This is a genomic window from Mesorhizobium sp. L48C026A00, from assembly GCF_000502375.1.
Taxonomy (GTDB): Bacteria; Pseudomonadota; Alphaproteobacteria; order Rhizobiales; family Rhizobiaceae; genus Mesorhizobium; species Mesorhizobium muleiense.
In genome coordinates this window covers 278,782-303,261 of the sequence record NZ_AYWU01000001.1, presented here as the reverse complement: position 1 = coordinate 303,261, position 24,480 = coordinate 278,782, and the positions used below count along the sequence as shown (strand labels likewise).

The 24,480-nt window shown below is 62.3% G+C and carries 26 protein-coding genes and 1 pseudogene; 19 read left to right on the top strand and 8 right to left on the bottom strand.

What is annotated here, in order from left to right; genetic code table 11:
• Positions 1-15 precede the first annotated feature (15 nt).
• Complete coding sequence (locus tag X738_RS46980; RefSeq protein WP_023796986.1) at positions 16-987, bottom strand: type II secretion system F family protein; 972 nt, start codon at positions 985-987, stop codon at positions 16-18.
• Complete coding sequence (locus X738_RS46975; protein WP_023796985.1) at positions 987-2,372, bottom strand: CpaF family protein; 1,386 nt, start codon at positions 2,370-2,372, stop codon at positions 987-989. The genes X738_RS46980 and X738_RS46975 overlap by 1 nt, the downstream gene beginning before the upstream one ends.
• 526 nt (positions 2,373-2,898) lie before the next feature.
• Here X738_RS46975 and X738_RS46970 point away from each other — a divergent pair.
• From X738_RS46970 to X738_RS46930, 9 genes are all read left to right on the top strand, one after another.
• Positions 2,899-3,105 carry a Flp family type IVb pilin gene (locus X738_RS46970; protein ID WP_023796984.1) on the top strand — a complete coding sequence of 69 codons (207 nt, stop codon included), beginning with the start codon at positions 2,899-2,901 and terminating at the stop codon, positions 3,103-3,105.
• 149 nt (positions 3,106-3,254) lie between these two features.
• Entirely contained in the window at positions 3,255-4,289 is a 1,035-nt protein-coding gene (cpaB, locus tag X738_RS46965; protein WP_023796983.1) for a Flp pilus assembly protein CpaB, read from the top strand.
• Positions 4,290-4,547: 258 nt separating this feature from the next.
• Positions 4,548-5,033 (top strand): pilus assembly protein N-terminal domain-containing protein, encoded by a 486-nt coding sequence (locus tag X738_RS86745; protein WP_023796981.1) that lies wholly within the window; start codon positions 4,548-4,550, stop codon positions 5,031-5,033.
• Positions 4,930-6,462 (top strand): pilus assembly protein TadG-related protein, encoded by a 1,533-nt coding sequence (locus X738_RS46955; protein ID WP_023796980.1) that lies wholly within the window; start codon positions 4,930-4,932, stop codon positions 6,460-6,462. Before X738_RS86745 ends, X738_RS46955 begins: the two co-directional genes overlap by 104 nt.
• Positions 6,443-6,970: a TadE/TadG family type IV pilus assembly protein gene (locus X738_RS46950; protein ID WP_023796979.1), complete on the top strand. Its 528-nt coding sequence runs from the start codon at positions 6,443-6,445 to the stop codon at positions 6,968-6,970. The genes X738_RS46955 and X738_RS46950 overlap by 20 nt, the downstream gene beginning before the upstream one ends.
• 46 nt (positions 6,971-7,016) lie before the next feature.
• Positions 7,017-7,547 (top strand): TadE/TadG family type IV pilus assembly protein, encoded by a 531-nt coding sequence (locus X738_RS46945; protein ID WP_245277574.1) that lies wholly within the window; start codon positions 7,017-7,019, stop codon positions 7,545-7,547.
• Positions 7,544-8,707, top strand: a complete 1,164-nt coding sequence (locus X738_RS46940) for an AAA family ATPase (RefSeq protein ID WP_023796977.1) — start codon at positions 7,544-7,546, stop codon at positions 8,705-8,707. The genes X738_RS46945 and X738_RS46940 overlap by 4 nt, the downstream gene beginning before the upstream one ends.
• Positions 8,691-9,281 (top strand): L,D-transpeptidase, encoded by a 591-nt coding sequence (locus X738_RS46935; protein ID WP_023796976.1) that lies wholly within the window; start codon positions 8,691-8,693, stop codon positions 9,279-9,281. The genes X738_RS46940 and X738_RS46935 overlap by 17 nt, the downstream gene beginning before the upstream one ends.
• Complete coding sequence (locus X738_RS46930; RefSeq protein ID WP_023796975.1) at positions 9,278-9,865, top strand: hypothetical protein; 588 nt, start codon at positions 9,278-9,280, stop codon at positions 9,863-9,865. The genes X738_RS46935 and X738_RS46930 overlap by 4 nt, the downstream gene beginning before the upstream one ends.
• Before the next feature lie 256 nt (positions 9,866-10,121).
• Here X738_RS46930 and X738_RS46925 read toward each other — a convergent pair whose 3' ends face one another.
• Positions 10,122-10,661 (bottom strand): hypothetical protein, encoded by a 540-nt coding sequence (locus X738_RS46925; protein WP_023796974.1) that lies wholly within the window; start codon positions 10,659-10,661, stop codon positions 10,122-10,124.
• Positions 10,662-11,017: 356 nt separating this feature from the next.
• On the opposite strand from X738_RS46925, the pseudogene X738_RS86740 reads away from it, so the two are divergent.
• A pseudogene (locus X738_RS86740) lies at positions 11,018-11,161 on the top strand (HlyD family type I secretion periplasmic adaptor subunit); the annotation flags it as partial.
• Entirely contained in the window at positions 11,151-11,789 is a 639-nt protein-coding gene (locus tag X738_RS46920; RefSeq protein WP_023796972.1) for a ribbon-helix-helix domain-containing protein, read from the top strand. The pseudogene X738_RS86740 and the gene X738_RS46920, both read left to right, overlap by 11 nt.
• Positions 11,790-11,848: 59 nt before the next feature.
• On the opposite strand, the gene X738_RS46915 is transcribed toward X738_RS46920, so the two are convergent.
• Positions 11,849-12,742, bottom strand: coding sequence for a LysR family transcriptional regulator (locus tag X738_RS46915; protein ID WP_023796971.1), 894 nt, complete (start codon positions 12,740-12,742; stop codon positions 11,849-11,851).
• A 342-nt stretch (positions 12,743-13,084) separates the two neighbouring features.
• Between X738_RS46915 and X738_RS46910 the strand changes: the two genes are divergently transcribed.
• The 6 genes from X738_RS46910 (at position 13,085) to X738_RS46885 (ending at position 19,399) form a co-directional block, all read left to right on the top strand.
• A complete protein-coding gene (locus X738_RS46910) occupies positions 13,085-13,723 on the top strand; it encodes a (2Fe-2S)-binding protein (RefSeq protein ID WP_023796970.1) in 639 nt (212 codons plus the stop codon).
• Between the two features lie 3 nt (positions 13,724-13,726).
• Complete coding sequence (locus tag X738_RS46905) at positions 13,727-14,725, top strand: FAD binding domain-containing protein (protein ID WP_023796969.1); 999 nt, start codon at positions 13,727-13,729, stop codon at positions 14,723-14,725.
• Positions 14,722-16,839, top strand: a complete 2,118-nt coding sequence (locus X738_RS46900) for a xanthine dehydrogenase family protein molybdopterin-binding subunit (RefSeq protein ID WP_023796968.1) — start codon at positions 14,722-14,724, stop codon at positions 16,837-16,839. Before X738_RS46905 ends, X738_RS46900 begins: the two co-directional genes overlap by 4 nt.
• Positions 16,840-16,976: 137 nt before the next feature.
• Complete coding sequence (locus tag X738_RS46895) at positions 16,977-17,372, top strand: (R)-mandelonitrile lyase (RefSeq protein ID WP_023796967.1); 396 nt, start codon at positions 16,977-16,979, stop codon at positions 17,370-17,372.
• Positions 17,373-17,675: 303 nt separating this feature from the next.
• Positions 17,676-18,398 carry an SDR family NAD(P)-dependent oxidoreductase gene (locus X738_RS46890; protein ID WP_023796966.1) on the top strand — a complete coding sequence of 241 codons (723 nt, stop codon included), beginning with the start codon at positions 17,676-17,678 and terminating at the stop codon, positions 18,396-18,398.
• Complete coding sequence (locus X738_RS46885; RefSeq protein WP_023796965.1) at positions 18,395-19,399, top strand: S-adenosylmethionine:tRNA ribosyltransferase-isomerase; 1,005 nt, start codon at positions 18,395-18,397, stop codon at positions 19,397-19,399. The genes X738_RS46890 and X738_RS46885 overlap by 4 nt, the downstream gene beginning before the upstream one ends.
• 339 nt (positions 19,400-19,738) lie before the next feature.
• Here the strand turns inward: X738_RS46885 and X738_RS46880 are convergent, their stop codons facing one another.
• The 4 genes from X738_RS46880 to X738_RS85870 all read right to left on the bottom strand — a co-directional run bounded on the left by X738_RS46880 (position 19,739) and on the right by X738_RS85870 (position 23,333).
• Positions 19,739-21,562: an adenylate/guanylate cyclase domain-containing protein gene (locus X738_RS46880; protein WP_280806759.1), complete on the bottom strand. Its 1,824-nt coding sequence runs from the start codon at positions 21,560-21,562 to the stop codon at positions 19,739-19,741.
• A 393-nt stretch (positions 21,563-21,955) separates the two neighbouring features.
• Positions 21,956-22,084: a hypothetical protein gene (locus X738_RS88285; RefSeq protein ID WP_023796963.1), complete on the bottom strand. Its 129-nt coding sequence runs from the start codon at positions 22,082-22,084 to the stop codon at positions 21,956-21,958.
• A gap of 54 nt (positions 22,085-22,138) precedes the next feature.
• Positions 22,139-22,537 (bottom strand): zinc-binding dehydrogenase, encoded by a 399-nt coding sequence (locus tag X738_RS85875; protein ID WP_198032766.1) that lies wholly within the window; start codon positions 22,535-22,537, stop codon positions 22,139-22,141.
• Between the two features lie 4 nt (positions 22,538-22,541).
• The gene (locus tag X738_RS85870) at positions 22,542-23,333 is read right to left on the bottom strand and encodes an NADP-dependent oxidoreductase (protein ID WP_198032765.1); all 792 of its coding nucleotides are present in this window, start codon (positions 23,331-23,333) and stop codon (positions 22,542-22,544) included.
• 116 nt (positions 23,334-23,449) lie between these two features.
• Here X738_RS85870 and X738_RS46870 point away from each other — a divergent pair, with 116 nt between their 5' ends.
• Entirely contained in the window at positions 23,450-23,842 is a 393-nt protein-coding gene (locus tag X738_RS46870; RefSeq protein ID WP_245277572.1) for a winged helix-turn-helix transcriptional regulator, read from the top strand.
• A 267-nt stretch (positions 23,843-24,109) separates the two neighbouring features.
• Complete coding sequence (locus X738_RS46865; protein ID WP_245277571.1) at positions 24,110-24,376, top strand: hypothetical protein; 267 nt, start codon at positions 24,110-24,112, stop codon at positions 24,374-24,376.
• The last annotated feature ends 104 nt before the right edge of the window (positions 24,377-24,480 follow it).

The window sequence follows — 24,480 nt, the reverse complement described above, 5'->3', positions numbered from 1 at the left end:
TATGGCTCGCTCCTGTCAGAAATCGAAGTTGACCATGCGATACATGATGAAGTCACCCAACAGTGCCCATGTTCCGAAAATCAAAAACACGGGCATGATCAGTGGATCGTGCCACACTCCGCCGTAGTAGGATGGGGCAGTAATCTGAAGGATCAGGAACATTACGAGCGGGAACAACGAAATGATCCAAGCCGACACCCGGCCCTCGGCCGAAAGCGCCTTGACCTTCAACCTGAGTTTCTGCCGCTCACGCAGCACCGCTGAAAGATTGGACAGGATCCCCGTCAAATTGCCACCAGTTTTAGCCTGGATCGACAACGATACCGAAAGCAGATGAAGCCCCTCGAAGCCTACGCGTTGCGAGAGTTTTCGCACGGCTTGTTCAATGCTCAGTCCAAAGGTGATTTCGTCGGAAACGATGCCGAATTCGGTTCCGAGCGGATCGGGCATTTCGCGCGCGACCAGACTCACGGCTACCGAAGCCGGATGTCCGGCGCGCAGCGATCGAACGATCATGTCGAGTGCGTCAGGGAGCTGTTTCGCGAATTTCTGGATTCGCTTGTTGCGGGCGCGCCGAAGAACGAGAAGCGGCAGCACAAGTCCGATCACTACAAAAACGATGAGCGCTACCAAGGTCGAGAAACCCAAAAAGATCGAGAGCAGCAACGCCAGTGCCAGCCCTGCTAGAAGGAACTTCGCGGCGAAAGACAGCGGATTCCCGGTAATGCCAGACTGGGTGTAGAGCCTGTTCAGCCCGATCAGGCCAAAGAGAAAGTCGCCCGACTCCGTCAGCCCGCGTTCGCGCAGCAATACTTGCAGGGTCTGCTCGGCCGGAATATCGTCGGTCAACCGTCTCAGTCGGCGATTGACAGCGCCGGCCCGCGACCGACGATTGGCGAAGGAGAGATAGAGAGCTTCGCCTGCAAGAATTACCGAAGCGGCTCCAAGTACATAGACGAAATAAAGCAGTGTTTGGCCGGTAGGCATTAGAGGGCAACCTGCGGATTGAAAGCGTCCTTGGCAAACTGATGGCCCAGTGTCGCTGCCTCCGGTGCAAAGCGTGGGCGGACGCCCGTGGCGCGAAAATCGCCGATGATCTTGCCCTCCGGCGTCACCTCGCGGCGAACGAAATGATAGATTTCCTGTAGCTGGATGACATTGCCTTCCATCCCGGTCAGTTCCGATATGGAGACGACCCGCCGACCTCCATCAGAAAGGCGTTGCGTTTGGACTATGATGTCGATGGCCGAGGCAATCTGCGCCCGGATCGATTCGTGGGTCATCGGCATGCCCGCCATGCCGACCATTTGCTCGAGCCGTGATATCGCATCGCGCGGCGTGTTGGCATGGATGGTGGTCATCGAGCCTTCGTGGCCGGTGTTCATCGCCTGCAGCATGTCGAAGGCCTCCTCGCCGCGCACTTCGCCGACGATGATGCGATCGGGCCGCATGCGAAGCGCATTCTTGAGCAGTTCGCGCTGACGAACCTCGCCTTTGCCCTGGACATTGGGCGGCCGCGTCTCCAGCCGGCCGACATGCGGCTGCTGCAGTTGCAGTTCGGCGGCGTCCTCGATGGTGATCAGGCGCTCCCGAGACGGGATGTAGCTCGACAGCGCGTTGAGCAATGTCGTCTTGCCGCTGCCGGTGCCGCCTGAAACCAGGATCGACTTGCGTGCCTGCACGGCAATGCGCAGCAGGTCGATCATCGGCTGGCGGATCGAATTGAGCGCCATCAGGCGCTCGAGCGAATAGGGGTTCTTGGAGAATTTGCGGATCGACACCAGCGGACCATCGACCGAGACCGGCCGCACCGCGATGTTGACGCGCGATCCGTCTTCCAGCCGCGCATCGACCATCGGCGCCGATTCATCGACGCGTCGGCCGATGGCCGAAACGATCTTGTTGATGACGCGCAGCAGATGCGCCTCGTCGCGGAAGCGGATCGCCGTCTCCTCGATCATGCCGCGCCGCTCGATGAAGACGCGCTTGTGGGTATTGATCAATATATCGGTGATCGAGTCATCCTTGAGCAATGGTTCGATCGGCCCAAGGCCGAGCATCTCGTCGGCGGTCTCGCTGGTCAGCCGGTCAAGCTCACGCGCGTTCAGCGGCACCGCACGAGCGCGCACGAACTCGCGCACGATCGGCCGGATCTCATTCAGGATCTCATCCTTTGACGCCGTTTCAAGCGCTGCAAGATTGAACCGGTCGATCAGGTGACTGTGCAGGTCAACCTTGAGCGTCAGGAAATCGTCGCCCTGCGATTCGGTGTCGGCTGCAGGGGAAGGCGCCGCGACTGGCAACGTCACGATCGGCTCAACCCTTGGCTCGGCCCGCGGTTCGCTTGGCCCCTTGGTGAATCGGCCCAACATGATGCTTCTTCCCCCGTTTAATCCCCACGCTGAAACTAAGCGTTAACCACAGATGGCACAAGCGCCCGCCGCGCACCATGCAATTTAATACTTCAGACATAGTTAAGATCAAGCATCAGAAAACGCGACGTTTATTTGGTCTAGCGGCGCTGTCCTTAGGGAAAACGAGGACTCGCTTTTCAATGCACAGTGCTTTTCTGCCACAAAGGCGTCATGGAGCCCACCTAAGGCCTTAGATATAAAGGGATATGCAGCATCGCTAACGCTGCCCCACTTCCGCCATACCCACGGCCAATTGTGAACGAATGGTTAAGAGGAGTAGAAAAATCAGCAGAATCAATGCCTTGATCATCCTTGAGCGGAGATATTATTGCACCCGCCATGTATAGGATAGTTAAGGATCGGTTAATCCCGTTTGACTCTGATTTTCGTCGGGACTTAGATCGAGATGACGGGGGATGCTTGGGTATGGATTTCATCCTTGGCTCGTCTCGTCGGGTTCAAACCTCCAAAGGGAGAAATTGGCATGAAGAAGCTCATGACGATGACCCGGCAGTTCCGCGACGACGAAAACGGCGCTGCCATGGTCGAATACACAGTCCTTCTCGGCATCATCACGGCTGCCACCATCGCGATGATCATTCTTGTTGGCACATGGGTCACCGGGCAATGGACATATCTCGAAGGTCAATTGCCGACGACGCCGACGCCGACGCCGCCGGCGGGGCCGTGACCGACTAGTGCGCCACTGAACCAAACGGTTGAGGGGCGCTAAGGGGTTGCGCCAATCGCAAAACTAACGTTCGGGCCCGAGTTGAATAGCTCGGGCCTGAAAATAACAGCGGGCGAATTCCCGCATTGTGGGCTTGGGGCTTGGGGTCTATGCGCGCCAATACAATTATCATGATCGTGCTCGCCGCCGTGTTCGGTATACTGGCGGTAGTGCTTGCCAATATCTGGTTGGCCAGCCAGCGCAACGCCATGGCGAAGGGGGGCGAAGTCGAACGCGACACGGTCGTTGTGGCTGCCGTTGCGCTGAAATTCGGCGATACGCTCACCGCCGACAAGTTGCGCGAAATCGCCTGGCCAGCGGGCGCGGTTCCAGCCGGCGCCTTCAAGACGACCAAAGAAGCCCTGGCCGGCGACGGCACAAAACAGGCGCTACAAGCGATCGGCACTAACGAGCCTCTTTTGGCTACCAAGATCACCGGCCCTGGCCAGCGCGCCACGCTTTCGGCGGTCCTCGGCGAAGGTATGAAAGCCGTTTCTATCAGGGTCAATGACGTGCTTGGCGTCGCCGGGTTTGTCTTTCCGGGCGACCGGGTCGATGTGCTGCTGACGCGCACCACCCGCAGTGGCGCGGACAAAAGTTTTGTCGACGTGTTGTTGCAGAGCATGAAGGTGCTCGCCGTCGACCAGGTCGCCGATGAGAGCAAGGACAGCCCGACAGTGGTGAAGTCGGTCACGCTCGAGGCCAGCACCAGGGACGCCCAGAAGCTTACACTGGCCGCCGGCGCCGGCCAGCTGTCCCTAGCGCTCCGCCAGGCAGCCGCCAGCGAAGGCGAAACGACCGAACGCGTCACGCTTTCCGACCTGACCGGCGACACGCCGGCCGATGTAGCCGCCAGGCAGGCCGAACTCGCCAAGCAGGCTGCAGCCGACGCCGAGGCCGCAGCCGAGCGCAAGCGCGCGGACGACAAGATCAATGGGCTGACGCAGGCCGTCGAACGGGTGGGAAGCAGGCTCGACCTGTTAAGCAGCGCAAAACCGGCTCCGGCAGTGGCCTCAGCACCCCAGATGCAAGAAGTGGTTAAGGAAGTGATCAAATATGTGCAGCCGGAGCCCCCGGCGCGTGCGACAATCGGCGTCTTCAGGGGTGTGAAGCTCCAATCTTACGACGTGCCGCGACAAAAATAACGCTAGGGTATTGCCGACCGAATCGGCAAGAGGGGGTAGTCTAGATGCGTATGTTCCGGGGACCACTGGCGGCTGCCGCGCTGGCCTGTTCGGTCATGTTACTGCCGATCGACCTCGCTGCTCATGCAGCCGATCGCAGGATCGATGTATCGAACCCCAGCGTCCACCGTGTTTTCCTGCCCATGTCGCAGTCGGTGACGATCCAGGTGAACGCAACTCTGGGTGACATCGTCGTCGGCGACGAGAAGATCGCCGNCGATGACCGACCGCACGCTCTATGTGATCGGCAAGAGCGCCGGCACCACCACCGTCAACCTCTTTTCAGAAGACAAGCGCTCGCTTGGCGTGATCCAGATCGAAGTCGGCGTCGACGTGAGCGACATGGCGCAAGCGATCCGGCAGGTCGCGCCCAATTCGCGCATCGATATCGGTTCGATCAACGGCAAGGTCAGGCTTGGCGGCCATGTCAAGGACGGCGCCACGCTGGCGGCGATCATGGAGGTCGCCCAGCAATATGGCCCCGACGCGATCATAAACGCAGTGACCGTCGACGACAGCCAGCAAGTAAACCTCGAAGTGCGGGTGCTGGAGGCCAAGCGCAATGCCGGCCGTGATCTTGGCGTCTCGATCAGGAGCACCAATGGCAGCGGCACGACCCGCACCGGACGTCAGCGTCATGCTGCCGGCAATCATCGGCTTTGCGTTGCTTACGATCGACATAAGCCGGGCCAACAATTTGCATAATGATCTGCAGAAGGGGGCGGATGCGTTTGCGATCGCCGGAGCGGCGGAGCTTGACGGCAACCCGGATGCGTGGACCCGCGCGGAACGAGCACTTGCCAACCTTGTCGAGAACGACAGCCGCTTCTCCAGTGTGACTGTTCGCGCCGACCTTGATAACGGCGGCGTCGTGAACGGCACAACGGCCTGCCGGAACGGGGGCGACATCGCTTGGTGCTTTCTCGCGAGCATACCGCTAAGCGATTCGACGGCCATAAATCCGCTGACGGGGGTCGACGCCAATGGAGTCGATCGGAAAGCGGCGACCAGCGCGGATGCCGAGTTTATCATGGTTTCAGTCCAGGCAAGCCGTTTTGACGCGATCTTCCCAGCGTCCTTCGTTGGCGCCGGCGCGAACAACTTCTTTGATGTTGGAGCGACCGCAGTCGCAGGCTTTGCCGGAGTCGTCGTCTGCGACATGACGCCGTTGTTCATCTGCAATCCGTTCGAAGGTTCAGGCATTCCCCTTCATCAGGTCATCAGCGATCAGAATTTCTACAGGAAGGGCATAAAGCTGGTCCAGGGTGGCGGCACGGGAGCATGGGGACCTGGCAATTTCGGCTTCCTCAACCCGACTGGCAATCCCGGCTACGGCGCCGGCGACTTGGCCGATGACATCGCGCAGGCCAACACCCCCGAATGCATCAATTCGCGCGGGGTCAACATGCGTACCGGCGGGCCGCAGCCGGCCGTGCGCGACGCGATCAACGTGCGCTTCGACATCTACGGCGGGCAGATGAAGGACAATGATCCGCTCATCCCGCCGGCGCCCAACGTCCGTAAGGGCTTCAAATACAAGAACACGAGCAATCCCAACGCCTGCACCATGGATCCGGTGACTTCGTCGGATACTGAGTGGCCCCAGTACCGCCACATGACCCAGGACACTGCCTACGATGGGACCTATGGCCGCATCGGCAACGGCATGTGGGACTATGAGGGCTACATGGCGGCCAACGGCTTCACGACAGCGGACATGGCCGATTTCGTGGACAGCGAAGGCAACTCCTATTCGAACGCAAACCCGCCGTCTCGCTACGATCTCTATAAATATGAGCTATCGACCCGCGGAACAGGGAACGACTTGGTTGCAAGCCCCTCGCTGGGCGGCGAAACAGGCGTTGCGGCATGCCACGCCAGTCCCTCGACCGACCCGGACCGGCGACTGATCTACGGCGCCATCATAAACTGCATCGAACACGAAGAAGATCTCAACGGCGCGAGCGGCGACCCGATCCCGGCCGTTGGCTTCGCCAGCTTCTTTTTGACGGAGCCGGTCGATCAGGCGCGGACCAACGGCGACATCACGGCGGAGATCGTCGACATCGACGGCGAACAGGGGCGAGGCACGATGGTCGGCTTCGCGAAGGACAATGTCCAACTTTACCGCTAAGCGCACCGGGATTCTTCGCGGACTCGCCCGGAAATTCCGCCGCGAGGAGCGCGGCGCGATCCTGGTCGAAATGACATTGATCACGCCGCTGATGATCGCGCTGTCGGCGGGCGTGTTCGAATTCGGCACCGTCATCCACCGCAAGCTGCTGATCGAAGCAGGGCTGCGCGACGCGGCACGGTTCATGGCGCGCTGCACCACCGGCTTCGCCGCGGTGAATTGCACGACGACGGCGCAGAACATCGCCAAATACGGGACGCCGGCGGTGGGGACCTTGAGAGTTGCCGACTGGGGCACCGACGAGCCGGTCGTCATATCGACCTACGACACCGCTAATCCGGTCGATCCCGACACCGGGCTGCAGGACTATCGAGGCACCGGCGCGACTGTCCGCACGATCCGCGTAACTACGAGCTACGCATATGGGGCTACATCGCTGCTCTCCTTTATCGGCATCGGCCCAATCACCATCACGGCTTCGCAAGAGGAGCGATTTGTCGGGTACTGACATGCGACCATTGAGCGATTTCAGAAATGAGGAATGCGGAGCCGCAATGGTCGAGGCTACAATTGCCATGACCCTGCTTCTTACGCTGACGCTTGGCTTCATCGATTTCGGCTATGCGCTTTACCAATGGAACGCAGCCACAAAGGCAGTCCAAGTCGGCGCGAGGGCAGCCTCTATTTCCAATCCAGTGAGTACCGCGCTTGTCAGCGCGGCGGTCACCACGAACGTGCCGCTGGTGGGCACGGCTATGGCGTCTGGCAGCTTCCCCACCTATTCCTGTACCGGTGCAGGCGGATGTACTGGATTCGACCAGGCGAATTTCGACGCGATCTACAATCGCATGGTCGTGTTCTTCCCCAGGCTCCAGCCGGCGAATGTCAGGATCACCTACTCCGCAACCGGCCTCGGCTATTGGGGCCGTCCAGGCGGGCCCGTCCCAACGATAACGGTCAGCCTGGAGGGTCTTACCTTCCAATTCTTCTTTCTCAGCGGACTTCTCGGATTCAACGACATCACCATGCCCTCCATGATGAGCACGGTCACGGGCGAAGATATGAAGAGCACCTGGCTGCCATGAACGCCATCAACACCAAGGTTCTGCCGACCAAACGAAAGCAGGTGGCGCTGTTTTCCTCGGATTCGCAGTTCAAGCGCGAGGTGGCGACGCGGCTGGACGCGCTGGCCATCTACGATGTCAGGATCTCCGAGACGGCTGACTTCCTCAACGGTCCGCCCCCCGAGACGCGCCCGGGCATCGTCATCCTCGACCTGGCCAGTGGCGAGTTGCTCGGCGAGCCCGGCATCGTCGCGGCGCGCGCCTTGTGGGCGACCGTGCCGCTGATCGCCGTCTCCGACGAATTGACCTCCGAAAAGACGCGCATCCTGGTTCGCATGAACGCTTCGGACTGGCTGCACAAGCCTCTCGACGCCAAGGAGCTGCTGAACGCGGTCACTTTCCACGACACCGGCAACCAGGGCACCAAGAGCCGCATCATTACCTTCATCAGCGCCAGCGGCGGCGCCGGCGCCACGACGATCGCTCTGTCGGCGGCGGAATTCCTGGCGTCGAAATCCACCGAACGGGCGGCTTCGACCTGCCTTGTCGACCTCGATTTCCAGAGCGCCAATTGCGGCGCCTATCTCAACCTGTTCAACCAGTTCGACCTGGCCGGCATCATTGGCCAGCCTGAAAGGCTCGATGTCGAACTGATGGACGTCATCAAGCTCTCTCGTCCGTCCGGCCTGACGCTCTATGCCTTCGAGAGGCCGCAGCTGCCGTTCGAGCCGCAGGGCGCCGATTTCGTGTTCCGGCTGCTGGACCTCGTCGCCTACCGGTTCGACGACATCGTCATCGACCTGCCGAATATCGAAACCCCCTGGCAGAATTCCGTGCTTTCGACGAGCGACGAGATCTTCATCGTCTTCGAGCTCAACGTCGCCTCGTTGCGGCAAGGCAAGCGGCTCTACACCAAGATCCGCGAGCTGCGCGGCAATTCGGTGAGCATCACGCTGGTCGCCAACAAGCATAAGCGCAAATGGTTCGGCAACCACTTTTCGCGCAGCGAGCTCGAGAAGATCTTCAAGGCGCCGCACATCAAGTCGGTCGGCCTGGACAATGCGCTGCTGACCGACGCGCTGAACCGGGCCATCCTGCCTTCCGAAGTGGATGGGCGGGCGCGCTTCAACAAGGACCTGAAGCGGATGTTCAAAGAGCGGCTCGATGACGCAGCCCGGTAGATATCGCATCGTCCCGAGGCTTGCCGGCGCCTGCATCATCGGCCTTGCCTTGGGAATGCCGGCTTTGGAATTCGCCCATGCCCGATCCGCGCTGTCGGACCGGCCGCCGCTGCCGGCAATGGGGCCTAGCCTGCGCAAGGCGGTCGCTCTCCAAACCGCGGAACGGGCCGGCACGATCATCATCCGCAAGGACGAGAAGGCGCTTTATCTGGTCACCCGGCAGGGCCAGGCGCTGCGCTACCAGATCAGCGTCGGACGCGACGGCTTTGGCTGGACCGGCGTCGTCAAGGTCGGGGCGAAAACGGAATGGCCGGAATGGCGCCCGCCCAGGGAAATGCGCGCCCGCCAGCCGGAGCTGCCGGAAATGGTTCCCGCCGGTCCCTACAATCCGCTCGGCGCCAGGGCACTCTATCTGCTGCGGGACGGGCGCGACACGCTCTACCGCATCCACGGCACCAACGATCCCAAGGGCATCGGCTTCGACGGAACATCGGGATGTTTCCGTCTTACCAACACTGATGTGATCGATCTTTTCAAGCGCGTCTCGGTCGGCGCAAAGGTGGTGGTCCAATGACGATGATCAGCGACCCGGATATGCCGGCAATCGACATTGGGCCGGCAACCCACACTGAAGAGCAAGCTGCAGTGTGGAAACCGAGCAATGCAAGGATGATCGGCGTTGTCGCCGCCGGCGCCTTGCTGATCACGGCGGTGAACATAACGGCCGCGGTCTATTTCTACCGCGGCATCAACGATCTGCGCCTTGTCGAACGGCGGCTGGAACAGCTCGGATCGTTCGAGCAACGGATCGCAGCCCGGCTCGATACGGTCAACAACGGCTTCCAAAGCCGGTTCGAAAAACTGGACAGTCAACTGCAGGGCAGCTTCAACGAAGTCAAAGGCAGCATTGCCCGGCTTGAACAGGAGCTGCCCCTGGACAGTGACGACGACATGTCGAGCATTGCGGAGCCTTCTGTGATCACGACCAGCACCATGGCGGAAGCAGCCACCGATCTCGAAGAAGCGACCGAACCCAATATCGTCGATGTGCCGCGCCCGCTCAAAAGGAAAGTCGCGGCAGCGCCACCTCCCCCAAACTCGTCCTACCAGCGCATAGTGCAGCCTGACGGCAAGGTCCATTACAAGAAGATCAATTAGTCCCTCTGCACAGAGGATTTGGTTCTTTGACTGACGGTCGCTGCCGGCCGGCCTGCAGCCACCATCTCTGACGCTGGAGATTAGCCACAGGCCACCACGCCTTCGTCTCCCTAGGGTCTGCGCCGCGTCGCTTCGCTCCTTGCTCCGCCTAGGGAGACGAAGTGGAGAGATGCTTCGGCCAATCGGAATGCACAGCGTTGCATAAAAACGAGAACTTAAAGCGCGTCGCATGAATCCGTTTCAAATGCGACGCGCTTTAGAAATCCCGCTGCAGAGCAATAAGCCGTACGGCGAGCGCTTCGGAACGCTGTCGCGCTTCGCCGAGAAACGCAAAATGACAGTAGGCGCAGGCTGCAGTGCCCAGACCCAGCACCAGGCTGTTCCGCCATGTGAAGTCGAGGATCAGCGAGAATGGCTGGCCGCTCGGTGCGGTGAATGCCGCAATCGTGCTCGCTGTTTCAGAATGGCTGCTGGAAGCGATCATCAACCCGGCGAAAAGCAGAGCGGCGTGGTTGGCAAGGAAGAGGAACGCGGCCGATTTTCGCGTCCGGCAAGCCATCCAGCATACGATCGATGCGGCGGTCAGGATGGCGGCATCAAGGACCATTGAACCGCTGAGATAGAGGTCGACCTGCTGCCAGAACATCGTCGCCAAAGGGCGCAACTCAAGCCAGATCCGCCACAGGGCAGGGCTGGCCGGATAGGTTCCGAGCAGGAACGTCGCTGCTCGCTCCCCTGCAAGAATCAAAAGAATGAGAGCCGGGAAGGCAAAAAGCAGTAGCGGCTTGCGCGTCATGTTCCCTCACCAATCGACAAGCAGAATAGACAGCAAAGATTGCGCGAGGCTTAAGGAAGCGCCGCGAACAGCATTGATCACAGGCGCAGGCGCTTGCCGCAACCGCAGCGAGCGCCCATTTTATGTGCCATTTTTGCTACATTCCCGAAACTTATGGCCCGAATTCGGTTCTTAGCCGCCCCTAGATCAATAATCACTCACGTATTCGAAGAATTTATCGGATAATTTGTCAAAGCTTCGGTGAGAAGGCTTGGCCATATAAAAAGTACCGGGCAGATGGGTGGGGTAGATCGAATACGATAGTCAAAGTGGCCATTGGCAAGCGCCTTGGCCTCCTGATCACATTTGCGATTTAGACGATCGAACGGGATGGCAAGGCTTATCCGATCATCCCGGGCGTGATCTGCTCCGTCGTCATCAAGACCAGACGCAAGACGATCCTGAGTTCCCTTTTGAAGCCGATCAACAGGGCGCGTCAGGAGGCCATGAGTGAGCGCTAGCGCCACCTCTCCCTCCAGCAATACCGATCAGCCACTCCTGCCGCTCGCCAAGGAGGATTTTGGCCTGGAATTTCGAGTTGTGGCGCGTGGCGGAACACGCCGCGGGATCCGTCTGGAGCGGGCTTTTTGGATATCGCTGAAGCAGATGGCTGAGAGCCGGAAGTGCACGATCGGCATGCTCATAGATGAGATAGCCGGAGTTCAGCCACAGAGTGCCAATCTGACATCCGCGATCCGGGTAGCCTGCATACGCGGACAGGCGAAGGAAAACGTGACGTTGAGCAAGCTCGCGTCAATAACGACAATCAACGCCATACTGGTTGCCTGCCCCTCGCCTGCATTTGCCTTGACGTCATCGAAGAAGATCCTGACTTTCAATGTTCCGTTCCAGCAACTGGTGAAGCGCCAACTGCCTTCCGGACCAAAGGACGATGCGCGGCACGACCTCAAGCTGGCGTTGGACCTCAACGTCGCCGACATTTTTGCGCGCCTCGACATCAACGGTGAAACGCCGGTCACCAGCGGATTTGTCCTCGGCACGGGCGAACGTCGGTACCGTGGTCAATTGAACGTCGTGCGGGCGCCGGTGATCGAGCCGGAGCTGCTGATGGCGTTCGTCTTCGGCTGACCGGTTCCGGCGGTACTGAACGGTCAATCCTGGCCGAAGACGCTTCGCACTGCATTGCCTCAACCCGAGAAGCGGAGCGCATCGACGAGCAGGGCGAAAGCCGGCGACGCTTGACGGCGGCTGGGATAGTAGAGGTGATATCCCGGCCAGGGCGGTGACCACTCATCCAGCACCCGCATCAGGCGGCCGCTTTCCAGATGACGCTCCGCGACATCCTCCGGCACATAGGCGAGGCCGAAACCAGCCAGCGCCGCCTCGAGAATCTCGAGGGTGCCATTGAGGACGATCTGGCCGTCCACCCGCACCTTCAGCTCGCGACCGTCGCGCTCGAAGTCCCAGGCCCAAAGCCCGCCATTGATGGAAAAGCGCTGGTTGATGCAAACGTGTTCGGTCAGCTCCTGCGGCGTCGTTGGCGGCGGCCGCCTGGCGAAATACGACTGCGTCCCGACGACGGCGAAGCGGATGTCCGGTCCGACGCGCACCGCGATCATGTCTTTTGCAACACGCTCTCCCATTCGCACGCCCGCGTCGAACCGTTCGGCAGCAATATCCGTCAGTGCGTTGTCGAGGAAGACCTCGACGGTGACGTCGGGATAGTCCGGCAGGAGCTTCGCCAGCTTCGGCCAGATGACGGCGTTGAACGCGTGATCACTTGCCGTGAGGCGAATGGTGCCGGCGGGCTTCTCCCGCAATTCGCTCAACGCCTCGACCTCGGCCTCGATCTCCTCAAAGCGCGGGCCGATATTGCGCAGCAGCCGCTCGCCGGCCTCTGTAGGCGAAACGCTTCGGGTCGTTCTCGTCAGCAGCCGAATGCCCATCCGCTCTTCCAGATCGCGGACCGTGTGGCTGAGCGTGGACTGCGAAATTCCGAGCTGCGCAGCGGCGCGCGTGAAGCTGCCCTCCCGCGCAACCGCCAGAAAGGCCAGAAGCATATCGAGTCGTCCGCGCTGCATTTATGGTTACGCCCCATAAGTTTGGGCGGATTATACGGACTAATCGAGCGAACTGCACACACTCAATCGATCGCGATTGCCGAGAGCACCGCAAATTTCCCGGACGGTGGCGCGAACCCGTCTGAGCAATGACGATGAAGGAAGAACCGGCGGCAGTTCATTCGCGTCGCTGCCATTCATGGCCCCGACCGATAGGTCCTATCGGGGAGCGGGCGCTAATCAAGGCGCCTCAAGCGCCCTAAGCTTTTAGCGTCGCACACGCACCCAGCGTGTCTTCGGGCCGGGGGCCATCCATATCTTGGGCCGCGAATTTGGCGGATCATCACGAAAGCGACAATCGACATGTCTGATAGCCAAAGAACTTCGACAGCCAGTTCGGACATAACGCGCCGGGAGCTCATGCAAGCGGCTGCTGTGACTGGCGGTGCTCTTTTAGGAGAACAATTCGTGCCCGGAGCTATATCTCCGGCGCTGGCACAGGCTGCCGGCGCCGCGACGGTGCCGCTCGATGTGTCGCTGCGCATCAACGGGACGGAGCACCGGCTTTCGCTCGACCCGCGCACGACGCTGCTGGATGCGCTTCGCGAGCACCTGCATCTGACGGGCTCGAAGAAGGGCTGCGGCCTCGGCCAATGCGGCGCCTGCACGGTGTTGATGGATGGCATGCGCGTGAAGGCGTGCCTCTCGCTCGCGGCGCTCGCTCAGGGCCGCGAAATCAAAACCATCGAAGGATTGGCGCAGGGCGATGAGCTCCATCCGTTGCAGGCGTCCTTCATCGAGCGCGATGCCTTCCAGTGCGGCTATTGCACGTCGGGGCAGATCATGGCCGGCGTCGCCTGCATCAGCGAAGGCCATGCCGGGTCGCCGGAGGAGATCCGCGAATGGATGAGTGGCAATCTGTGCCGTTGCGGCGCCTACGACCATATCGTCGCGGCCATCCAGGACGCGGCTGCCGTGTCCAACTCGACGCAGGAGGGCTGAGCCATGCATCCCTTTGTGCTCGAACGTCCGCGGGATCTCTCTGCCGCACTCAGCTTCGGCGCTCAAGCCGGCCGCAATGATGCGCCGGTCGAATACATCGCCGGCGGCACCGACATGGTGCAGCTTCTGCAGGAGAATGTCCGCCGACCGGATCGGCTTGTGAGCCTCGCGGGAGTTCTCGACGACGGCATCGAGATCGGTCCGCAAGGCCTGAGGCTTGGCGCCGCCGCCACGATGGCGGAGGTGGCCGCCCATCAAGCTGTGGTCGAGCAGTTCCCTCTGATATCCCAGGCGCTGCTGAATTCGGCGAGCCCGCAGGTCCGCAACCAGGCGACCATGGGCGGCAATCTGCTTCAGCGCACACGCTGTCCCTACTTTCGCGATGTCGGCTACGAGGCATGCAACAAGCGCGTGCCTGGCTCCGGCTGCGCCGCATTGGACGGCGAGAACCGCTGGCACGCAGTGCTCGGCACGAGCGACAACTGTATCGCCGTTCACCCGTCGGACCTCGCGGTTGCCCTGGTGGCGCTCGATGCGTCGGTCGAGCTCCGAGGAGCTGGCGGTGACCGTTCCGTGCCGCTCTCCGATCTCCATCGCCTTCCCCGCGATACGCCGCACCTCGAAACCGTCCTGAAACCGGGCGAAGTGATCACCGCGATCACGGTCCCGGCCAGGGCGGCAGGACTGCGGTCTCACTATCTCAAAGTACGCGATCGCGCCTCCTTCGAGTTCGCCGTGGTCTCGGCCGCAGTCGCAATCGAGACGGACGGCGCTCGCATCCGGCAGGCCCGCGTAGCGCTCGGCGGCGTTGGAACGAAACCCTGGCGCCTGTCGAACGTCGAGACCGCTCTCGCCGGCGCCGACTTCGAGCCAGCGGTGCTCCGCCAGGCGGCGGCGCTCGCAGCAGACGGCACACGGGGTCGCGGCCACAACGGTTTCAAGATCGAACTCATGCAGCGCGCCATCGTGCGTGCGGTCGAAATCGCGGGAGCACGCGCATGACTGCTGCCTTGATCGGAAAATCCGTCAGCCGCGTCGATGGCCGCCTGAAAGTTACCGGCGCCGCGACCTATGCCGCCGAGTTTGAGGTACCCAACCTCGCCCATGCCGCCGTCGTCAGGAGCATTGTCGCGAACGGCCGCATTGCATCCATCGACACGGCGGAGGCCGAACGGGCGCCCGGCGTAATCGCGGTTGTGACGCACAGCAACGCGTCCAGGCTCGCCTACCAGAGGCACAAAGGCCTCCCGGACGCAGCCGTTGGCGAGCGCCTGCATGTGCTGCAGGACGACCGAGTGACTCACCAGGGCCAGCCGATCGCGCTGGTGGTCGCCGAGACGCTTGAACAGGCGGTTTACGCGGCGGAGGTCGTGCGGGTTACCTACCGGCACGAAGCGGCGGCCACCGACATGGAAAGCGTCGATCCAGTTCTGCCTAGCGGGAAACCGGCGGAGTGGGAGATACGGCGAGGCGAACCCGACAGCGCCTTCGAACAAGCGGAATTCCGGGTCGACCAGACCTATGTGATCCCGCGCGAGAACCACAATCCGATAGAGATGTTCGCCACCATTGCCTCATGGCAGGACGACAGCCTGACCCTGTGGGACAAGACACAATGGGTGCACAACGTCGCCGAGGAGATCGCCGCCGTGTTCGGCATCGCTGCCGAGAACGTCCGTGTCATCTCGCCCTTCGTCGGCGGCGCGTTTGGTTCGGCGCTGCGCTGCTGGCCGCATGTCACGCTCGCCGCGCTGGGCGCCCGTGTAGCCGGACGGCCAGTCAAGCTGGTGCTGTCGCGGCGCGAAATGTATTACGGCGTCGGCTACCGTCCTCACACGGTGCAGCGGGCCGCGCTTGGCGCCTCCCGTGACGGCCAGCTCCAGGCCATCCGGCACGAGGGCCACCAGGAGACCTCGACCTACGAGGAGTTCACCGAGGCGCTGCTCAGCGCGACCCGGTTCCTGCACTCCTGCCCGAACGTCCACACGCGCCATCGCATCGCGCCGATGAACGTCCACACGCCGACCTACATGCGCGCGCCCGGTGAGGCGAGCGGCATGTATGCCCTCGAATCGGCCATGGACGAGTTGGCGGTCGCGCTGAACATGGATCCCGTCGAACTGCGGTTGCGCAACGAGCCGGACCGGGACGAATTCAAGGACCTCCCGTTCTCGAGCCGTTCGACCAGGGAATGCTACCGGGCCGCCGCCGAGCGTTTCGGGTGGGCACAAAGGAACGCCGCGCCGCGCTCCATGCGCGACGGGCGCTCGCTGATTGGCTGGGGCATGGCCAGCGCCACCTATCCGATGAACTATGCACCCGCCTCGGCCATGGCCCGGCTCTTGCCGGACGGCACTGCCGAAGTGATGAGCGCAGCGAGCGACATGGGACCCGGCACATGGACATCGATGACGCAGGTCGCGGCGGACACGCTGGGCCTGCCGATCGAGCGGGTCAAGTTCACGCTTGGCGACACCCGCCTGCCGCGCGCCCCTATCCACGGCGGTTCCATGACCATGGCGAGCGTCGGCAGTGCGGTGCAGGCGGCTTGCCGCAAGGCGCTCGACGACGCGCTGGCACGCGCCGGCGCCAACGAAATTGAAGAGGCCATGAAGCGTCTCGGCCAAGTCATCGAGGCAACCGCCGACGTCGCTCCCGGAGATGAGACGAAGCGGTTTTCCATGCACGCCTTTGGCGCCGTGTTCGTGGAGGTGGCCGTCGATCCCGATCTCGGCGAGACGCGCGTGCGGCGCATGGTCGGCGCCTATGGCGCCGGCCGCGTCGTCAACCCGAAGATCGCGCGCAGCCAATGCATCGGTGGCATGATCGGCGGCATCGGCATGGCCCTCATGGAGCACTCGGTTGTCGACCCCCGCAACGGGCGCGTCACCAATGCCAATCTCGCCGAATACGCCGTGCCGGTGCACGCCGACGCGCCGCCTGTCATGGACGTGATATTCGTCGACGAGCACGACCCGCACGTGAACCCGCTCGGCGTGAAAGGCCTCGGCGAGATCGCGCTGGTCGGCGTCGCGCCAGCGATCGCCAATGCCATTTTCCACGCTACCGGAAAGCGCCTCCGCGAACTGCCGATCACGCCGGACAAGCTGCTCTGATCCACCTCGTCGAAAACGAAGGGGCTTGAGACATGATCATCACCCGCAGAGACGTCCTTGCCGCGACGAGTGCTTTCGCCGCCGTGGCTGCAGCAGGCCAGGTTGGCGCAGCTTCTGTCCAAGGAAGGAATGAGACAATGAAGATCACGCGAGTTGGATCACAGCCGTCCGGCCCCGGGCCGGCCGATTACTTTACCGGGACCGTGCGCATCGATCCGCTCTTCCAGGCGCCCGAGCCGGCGCGCGTCGGTGGCGCCAGCGTCACGTTCGAGCCTGGCGCCCGCACCGCTTGGCACACGCACCCACTCGGCCAGACGCTGATCGTCACGGCCGGTCTCGGCCGGGTCCAGCGCGAAGGCGCGCCAGTAGAAGAAATCCGGCCAGGTGACGTCGTCTGGATTCCGCCTGGCGTGAAGCATTGGCACGGCGCGTCTGCGACGACGGCGATGACGCATCTCGCTATCCAGGAATCCCTTCATGGCAAGCCGGTCGAATGGCTGGAGAAAGTCAGCGACGAACAATACCGCAGCTGAACGCTGGCGGCACCCGGCGTCTCGCGCCGCCTCGGCATCGAACGCGCCAGCGCCCGCGGGGGCGTCCGAGCGCGGCTCTCCCTTCTCCCCTTGTGGGAGAAGGTGGCCGCGAAGCGGCCGGATGAGGGGTGTTCCAGCTTGGCGCCGCCGCACTCCGTCCAACACCCCTCAACCGTCTTGGCGCTGCGCGCCAATCCACCTTCTCCCACAAGGGGAGAAGGAAAGATCCACGCAATGAGTGCTTGACCTCAAGTTAACTTGAGCTTGTAGCATTGGCTTGCACGGATCGAAGGAGCATCGGCAATGCTGACGAATATGGATTTCCACGGCCTTCGCGTAGCGGTCACGGGTGGCACGTCCGGTCTCGGGCTGGCGCTTGTGCGGCAGCTCGCCGCGCAGGGTGCGAGCGTCGCCTTCGTCGCACGCACTGCCGCGGACGTCGAGCGCATCGCTGACGAGACGGGCGCACACGGCATTGTCGGCGACCTCGGCAAGAAGCACGACATCTACCCGATCGCGTTGCAGGTCACCGCCAGCCTCGGCGGGCTCGATGTCCTGATCAACAATGCATCGAGCCTCGGGCCGGTGCCTCTTGTGCTGCTTGCCGACACCGAGTGCGAGGATCTGGAAAAGGCGCTTGCGGTCAATCTCGTCGGCGCGTTTCGGCTGACCAGAGCGCTGTTCGGTGCGCTTGCCACGTCGGCGCGCGAGAGCCGTGGCGCGCTGGTGATCAACATCTCCAGCGACGCGGCGGTGAACGCCTATCCTGGCTGGGGCGCGTATGGTGCGAGCAAGGCCGCTCTTGCCCATCTGACGGCGATCTGGGACGAGGAGGCGAAAGACGATGGCATAAGGTTCCTCGCGCTCGACCCTGGCGATATGGACACCCCGCTGCACGCGCTGGCGCTTCCTGACGCCGATCCGGCCACCTTGAAGCACCCCGATCTGGCGGCTGCCGAGATCATCGATAAGCTGCTTGACGCGTTGCCGGCTGGCGCAGCACCCCGCGCCGTGGCACGTGGATGATTGCCGCCGACCATCCGGATCGGCGCTCCGCCAGGCTGTTGGTCGTCATGGCGGACGGCGCGATGACCGACCTGCCGCGCGCTGACCTCGCGAAGCTGTTCGAGCCCGACGACCTGGTCGTCGCCAATGACGCCGCGACCTTGCCTGCCAGCCTGCGCGGCACGCATGTCCCCAGCAGTGAAGCGATCGAGANCCGCACGCGCACCGAAGATCGGCTGCCTCCGCGTCCGCTGTCACCGGGCAATCGCCTCCGGCTCGGCCCGCTTGAAGCCGTTGTGGAGCGCCTTCTCGACCATCCTCGCCTTCTCGAGCTGCGCTTCTTAGGCAACCGCGCAGCTGTGCTTGCAGGACTGGCGCAGCACGGCCGGCCAATCCAATACGCGCATGTTCCCGAGCCGTTGGCACTTTGGGATGTTTGGACGAAGATTGCCGCCCGGCCGGTCGCGTTCGAGGCGCCATCGGCAGGCTTTGCGCTCGACTGGCGCACGCTTCAAAGCTGGCGGCGGCACGACGTCGGCTTCGCCACACTCACGCATGCCACGGGCGTTTCCTCCACCGGGGATCGCGCGCTCGACTCGCGCCTTCCCTTCGATGAGCCATACCGCATCCCCGAGCACACCGCGGTAAAAGTCGCGCGGGCGAAGCTGCGCGGCAGCCGCATCATCGCGGTCGGCACGAGCGTCGTGCGCGCGATTGAGGCGGCCGCTAATCCCGATGGCAGCGTGCGTGCAAAAAATGGCATTGCGACGGGCCGCGTCGCGCGGGAGACGCCGCTTCGCGTCGTCGATGCGATTCTGACCGGCGTCCACCAGCCGGGCGAAAGCCATTTCGAGCTCCTGCGCGCCTTTGCCGACGATGCCCTGCTCGCCAAGGCCTCCGCAGCCTTCGCCGCGCACCGATACCGGACGCATGAATTCGGCGATTCCATGCTGCTCAATCGGCAACTGCTGGATCGATCGCACGAACCGAACCGTGCGCGAGACGCAGCCTCTACTCTATAGACTCTATAGGCGTTCCGAGATCTTGGTTTCCCAGGGCTTCCGGAAACAATTTTTGACAGGTAATTGATTTAAAATAACTATTTTGACCTTAGTAGCTACGAATCGGGGTCAGGAGTTCGAATCTCTTCGGGCGCGCCAATCGGCAGTACATTCCAAAATCGTGTCGCGACGTCCAGTTCTGACCCAACCTCGACTTTTGTCTGGACCGTCGGTAGGTCTCGTCAGGGTGGAAACCGGAGTACGGCCAGAGAACTGTCCTTCCAGAAGCGACGCGGGATCAAGGGACGTCGCCTGGCCGGACGTGACGCGCAGGAGAGGGCATCTTTGCAACCGCGACGATCACTCCGGCACGCCGGAGACGCCCAGCGCCTCGACGTAACTCTCGGCGAACACCTTGTCCCTCCACGGGTTGATCTGCCTCTGCAGGGTGAGCGTGTAGGTCGGGAACGCCTCCATCAGCCGCCGCGCCGCCTCCTGCGCCTCGTCCAGCCGGTTGAGTTTGACCAGCGCCATGATCACCACCCGGTGCGAGGAGCCGTAGTTCGGCATCTCGTGCAGCGCGCGTTCTCCCCATGCCAGCGCTTCTTCGTAGCGCTCGAGCATCAGGTAGCTCATCCCGATGCCGGAGAGCGCGATGCCCTTCTCGGGGTCGACCGGGCTCAGCCGCATTGCCCTGTGAAAGTGCTCGATCGCGACGAGCGGGCGACTGGAATGTGCGTTCACCCAGCCGCTGCCCGTATGGCCCTGCGCCGAATTGGGGTTGAGCAGCAGGGATCGTTCGATCGTGCCCAGCGCCATCTCGTAGTCCTTCGCGCTGTAGGCGATCACCTGCGCGGCGAAGCGTAGGCTCGTGGGGTCGTCGCGCGCTTCCGCCAATACCTCGCGCGCCATGCGCGCGGCGACTCGGATATCGTCGGGCTCGTGCCAGCACTGGCTCACGGATAGGCTGCGGATATAGGCGCCGAGTGCCTTCGCCAAGTTGAAGCTGGGGTCGATGCTGAGCGCCTCGTTGGTGAGCCGGCGCACGTCGGCAAAGCCTTCGCGCGTCATGCTGTAGAAGCGCGGCAGCGCGCGAAGGTAGAGGTCGTAGGCGCTGATGTAGTCGGTCGGCTTCATGCGCGCCTGCTTGATCTCCTGCAGCCGGATGCTCGGCTCGACGGCGCCGACGACGCTCTCGGTCACCTTGTCCTGCAGGTCGAAGATGTCGCTCACGTCGCCCTCGAAGCGGTCGGCCCAGACATGGTGTCCGCTGATCGCGTCCACCAACTGCCCACTGATGCGCACCCGCGATCCTGCTCTGCGGATGCTGCCTTCGAGCACGTAGCGGACGCCCAGCTCGCGTCCGACCTGGCGCAGGTCCACCGCCCGGCCCTTGTAGGTGAAGGACGAATTGCGGGCGATCACGAAGAAGGAGTTCACCCGGCTCAATCCCGTGATGATGTCCTCCACCAGCCCGTCGGCGAAGTATTCCTGGTCGGGGTCGCCGCTCATGTTGGTGAAAGGCAGAACCGCGATCGAGGGTTTCTCGGGCAGGGGAGGCAGTGCAGCCACCGAGGCGCTGGCGTCGGTCTCGACGCGGTAGGCGCGCACAGGCCGCTCGATGTTCTTGAGGCGCAGGTCGCCGAGCGGCGTGAAGCCGCAGTCGAGCTTGCCCTGAAGGTGGTCGTAGGCGGTGCCCGAGACGACCACGGTGCCGGGATCGGCGATGCTTTCGAGGCGGGCGGCGATGTTGACCCCGTCGCCGTAGAGGTCGCCGTCCTCCTCGCAGACCACGTCGCCGAGATTGACGCCGATGCGGAAGCGAATCCGCTCTTCCTCGGGCGTCTCCGCCTCGTGTTCTGCCAGGGCCTGCTGGATCGCCATCGCCGAGGTCACCGCGTAAACGACGCTCGCGAACTCGCACAGCATGCCGTCGCCGGTGAGCTTGACGATCCGACCCTGGTGCTCGGAGACCAGCGGTTCGAGGAGGTGCTTGCGGTAGATCTTCAGCCGCTCGAGCGTGCCGCGCTCGTCGCGCTCCGTCAGGCGCGAATAGCCGACCACGTCGCAAGCCAGGATCGCTGCGAGGCGGCGCTGCGTGGTTATTGCACCGCTCAGCCAAGCGCCTGCACGCGGGCCGCCCCGCGTCCATGTCCTGCTAACTTCCGGACGCCCTGTATGCATGGTGCCCATCTCTCCCAGTCGTCGCCGATACAGAACGGAGAACGCAGCTGACCTTGCCTTCACGAGACTTCGCTATCCCGCTTGCGAGACGTGGAGCGTTCCAGTCGCCGCGCTAACAGCCAACCGACGACACGCCCACGCAGCCTCTGGGACGCTGACCACTCTCCCAGAAGGCCGGAAATATTTCCTGCTCTGTGTATCGTTGCTGCGCCCATAGATTTCTAGGATCACTTCTCGGAGCGGAGGGGCGGCTTTGCGCCACTTGCCGACCTCAGCACCTCCAAGCGCGAACGTCTGGTGTGATGCGGGCGTTCGTAGGGCATCTCGCTGTTACATCGCGGTGACAAAGCACCGCAACGGTGGCGTCAACCGGTTACATAGCGGTGCCCAGTTTCATCCTCTCCGACGCGCCATTTGCAGCCGATAGTCGGTGACCGCAAACGGCAGCACATTTTTTTGTTTCTGGCAGATCAGCGGCGATCGGCGGATGGGAAAGCGCCAGCACATTTCCATGGCTGTCATAATCCTGTTCCGCCGTCGCAACGCCTGGTGATGTCTGATGGATCCACCCTTTGCTCAACTCACCCGCAAGGCGAGCTTGCCGACGTAGTGGGTGGCAAGCGCTCGGTGCGCATCGACAACCCTGTCGAACGGGAATGTACGGGCGACATGGACGTCGAACGGGCCAGAGTCGATCAGGCGGTTAAGCTTGTCGGTCGCGTCCTTGCTGCGGGCGCCGTTGTAGCGAATGAGCTCCACGCCGCGCCGGACAGTTGGATCGGGCATCGCGCCGTGCGGGCAGGCGACCCGACCGCCGTCGCGCACTGACGTCAGCGCGCGGTTGGCCGCCTCACCGCTTACTGTGACAAGGGCAGCGCCGAGGCCGCCGGCGGCGAATTCACGAGCGGCCGCCACCACGTCGTCCTTGCGCCCGTTGACGATGGCGTCGGCACCCAGCCGCTGCGATAGCGCCACGCCGTCATCGCCCGAAAGCCACCGCCAATACGCGGGCGCCCAATCGTTTTGCGAGTCGGATGGCCATGTGCCCGATACCGCCGCTGGCGCCGAAGATCATCATTGTATCGCCCTGCTTTAGGCCGCTCTCTTCCAGGCCGCTGAGCGCGGTCAACGCATCCCAGCCCATGACGCCCGCTTGCTCGATCGTGAGCTTGGCGGGGATGAGCGAAACGTTGTCCGCATCCGTCACTGCGTAGGTGGCATAGGTTCCACCATTGGGAAGCGGCATGGATGCAGCGTACACCCGGTCGCCTTCCTTGAAGCGGCTAACCTGGCTGCCAACGGCGACGACTGCGCCCGCGCAGTCCCAGCCGAGCACATAGGGGAATGTCGACGGCATTCCGAAAGCCCCGTCGTAGAGACCCTCACGCTCGAGCGCGTCCCACGAGGCCACGCCCGCCACTTCGACCCGGATTAGGACATCGCTCGGCCCGACCTCGGGCACTGGCACGGCTCGCACAGTAACCAACTCGGCTCCACCGAACCGGTCGATGGCGGCGGCCTGCATTGTATCCGGTTTTGCATTCGTCATGCTTTTTCTCCTGGGAACCTGTTGGTCATGAAACGGCCACCGCTTCCAGCGGTCGTCAATCGAGCCTCGCCGACGTGATTTGCTGTTTTGCGCCGGCGAAGCAGGAGTTCGCTTTTTGTAGGCGTTCCATGATTGGTTGATGATGAAGGCTTGGATCGCCTCCTGGCTCTTCTGCTGTCCTGTCCCGGACGGTCGTGGGATATCCCGCTCCAGGCAGCGCACGGGCGAGTTCCGATCCCATACGTCCAGTGTCCAGGGCACCGATTGCAGGCATCATTCCGACATCCATATTTTGATTGGCGCAACGCTCGGCTCGCTTGTCGTTCCGAGGAAGAGCTATGATTTGGGAAGCGCGACACCAATACGCACGGATGCGTAAGTGGTTACCTGCCGGTAAGGAGGGCAAGGTGAACAAACCCACCGAGAATGGTTTTGCAACCGCGATAAAGATGGTCTCCGGCAAATGGAAGCTGGACATCATCTGCGAACTCGGCGCGACACCACGCAGGTTCGGCCGGCTGCGGCAGTCAATTCCGGCGATCAGCGAAAAGATGCTGACGCAGCAGCTGCGAGAACTCGAGGCAGACGGGCTTGTGAACCGAAAAGTCCATCCGGGTTCTCCGGCGAAGGCCGTCTATTCGTTGACGGAAAGCGGATCGACGCTCTGTGCCGGGGCAGAGGGCTTATGCCGCTGGGGTGAACAGTTCCATTGCTCGGGTAAGCCGGAGTGACCTTCCCCTTGACCAATGACCGGTTGGGTCCGATTTTGGCTGTTCAGCCGGGGCGGCAAGGGCAGTTTATGAAGCGCAAGGCGGACCGCTCCGAGCGGTGATCTCAGAAAAGGCGCAACAACAATATATGAGTTCCCAGTTTCATCCTGTCCGGCGAACTTCTTTGGGCTGGACTGCGGTGCACGCTCTGCATGCCCAGCCGTTGAGTTTCACCTCGATTTGGCTTTGCGTTGCGCCATCTAGCCAAAAATGGAGGCAGCCATGCGTATGAAGTTCCTACTGGTGACATCAGCGACGATGATGGCGACAGTCGTTGCCCACGCGGACAGTCAGTCCTCGAACACAAGCTCGAATAGCTCGTCGAACAACGGCGTTGTGCGTGAGCGGATTGTCGAGACCTACTGTGAAGACGACTATTGTGAGACCTACGTCAAGCGCAGGGTTTACCAGGAGGACCGATCCTCCCGTCGTTACCAGGACTATGATCGTCGCCGCTATCGCGACCGCTACACGGATGATGACGACGACGACTAGGGGAAAAAGGCCGCCCCGCTGACGCACGCGAACGCTCGATTTTGGGACCGGATCGGCGGCCCAGCTTCTCCCACCGTTCCGAAATGCTTTTGGCGCACCAGGGG

What these genes read in the sequence shown, in the direction of transcription:
- X738_RS46980 (WP_023796986.1), bottom strand. Translation starts at nt 987, where the DNA reads ATGCCTACCGGCCAAACACTGCTTTATTTCGTCTATGTACTTGGAGCC.
- X738_RS46975 (WP_023796985.1), bottom strand. Translation starts at nt 2,372, where the DNA reads ATGTTGGGCCGATTCACCAAGGGGCCAAGCGAACCGCGGGCCGAGCCA.
- X738_RS46970 (WP_023796984.1), top strand. Translation starts at nt 2,899, where the DNA reads ATGAAGAAGCTCATGACGATGACCCGGCAGTTCCGCGACGACGAAAAC.
- cpaB (WP_023796983.1), top strand. Translation starts at nt 3,255, where the DNA reads ATGCGCGCCAATACAATTATCATGATCGTGCTCGCCGCCGTGTTCGGT.
- X738_RS86745 (WP_023796981.1), top strand. Translation starts at nt 4,548, where the DNA reads ATGACCGACCGCACGCTCTATGTGATCGGCAAGAGCGCCGGCACCACC.
- X738_RS46955 (WP_023796980.1), top strand. Translation starts at nt 4,930, where the DNA reads ATGGCAGCGGCACGACCCGCACCGGACGTCAGCGTCATGCTGCCGGCA.
- X738_RS46950 (WP_023796979.1), top strand. Translation starts at nt 6,443, where the DNA reads ATGTCCAACTTTACCGCTAAGCGCACCGGGATTCTTCGCGGACTCGCC.
- X738_RS46945 (WP_245277574.1), top strand. Translation starts at nt 7,017, where the DNA reads ATGGTCGAGGCTACAATTGCCATGACCCTGCTTCTTACGCTGACGCTT.
- X738_RS46940 (WP_023796977.1), top strand. Translation starts at nt 7,544, where the DNA reads ATGAACGCCATCAACACCAAGGTTCTGCCGACCAAACGAAAGCAGGTG.
- X738_RS46935 (WP_023796976.1), top strand. Translation starts at nt 8,691, where the DNA reads ATGACGCAGCCCGGTAGATATCGCATCGTCCCGAGGCTTGCCGGCGCC.
- X738_RS46930 (WP_023796975.1), top strand. Translation starts at nt 9,278, where the DNA reads ATGACGATGATCAGCGACCCGGATATGCCGGCAATCGACATTGGGCCG.
- X738_RS46925 (WP_023796974.1), bottom strand. Translation starts at nt 10,661, where the DNA reads ATGACGCGCAAGCCGCTACTGCTTTTTGCCTTCCCGGCTCTCATTCTT.
- X738_RS46915 (WP_023796971.1), bottom strand. Translation starts at nt 12,742, where the DNA reads ATGCAGCGCGGACGACTCGATATGCTTCTGGCCTTTCTGGCGGTTGCG.
- X738_RS46910 (WP_023796970.1), top strand. Translation starts at nt 13,085, where the DNA reads ATGTCTGATAGCCAAAGAACTTCGACAGCCAGTTCGGACATAACGCGC.
- X738_RS46905 (WP_023796969.1), top strand. Translation starts at nt 13,727, where the DNA reads ATGCATCCCTTTGTGCTCGAACGTCCGCGGGATCTCTCTGCCGCACTC.
- X738_RS46900 (WP_023796968.1), top strand. Translation starts at nt 14,722, where the DNA reads ATGACTGCTGCCTTGATCGGAAAATCCGTCAGCCGCGTCGATGGCCGC.
- X738_RS46895 (WP_023796967.1), top strand. Translation starts at nt 16,977, where the DNA reads ATGAAGATCACGCGAGTTGGATCACAGCCGTCCGGCCCCGGGCCGGCC.
- X738_RS46890 (WP_023796966.1), top strand. Translation starts at nt 17,676, where the DNA reads ATGCTGACGAATATGGATTTCCACGGCCTTCGCGTAGCGGTCACGGGT.
- X738_RS46880 (WP_280806759.1), bottom strand. Translation starts at nt 21,562, where the DNA reads ATGCATACAGGGCGTCCGGAAGTTAGCAGGACATGGACGCGGGGCGGC.
- X738_RS88285 (WP_023796963.1), bottom strand. Translation starts at nt 22,084, where the DNA reads ATGACAGCCATGGAAATGTGCTGGCGCTTTCCCATCCGCCGATCGCCG.
- X738_RS46870 (WP_245277572.1), top strand. Translation starts at nt 23,450, where the DNA reads ATGATTTGGGAAGCGCGACACCAATACGCACGGATGCGTAAGTGGTTA.
- X738_RS46865 (WP_245277571.1), top strand. Translation starts at nt 24,110, where the DNA reads ATGAAGTTCCTACTGGTGACATCAGCGACGATGATGGCGACAGTCGTT.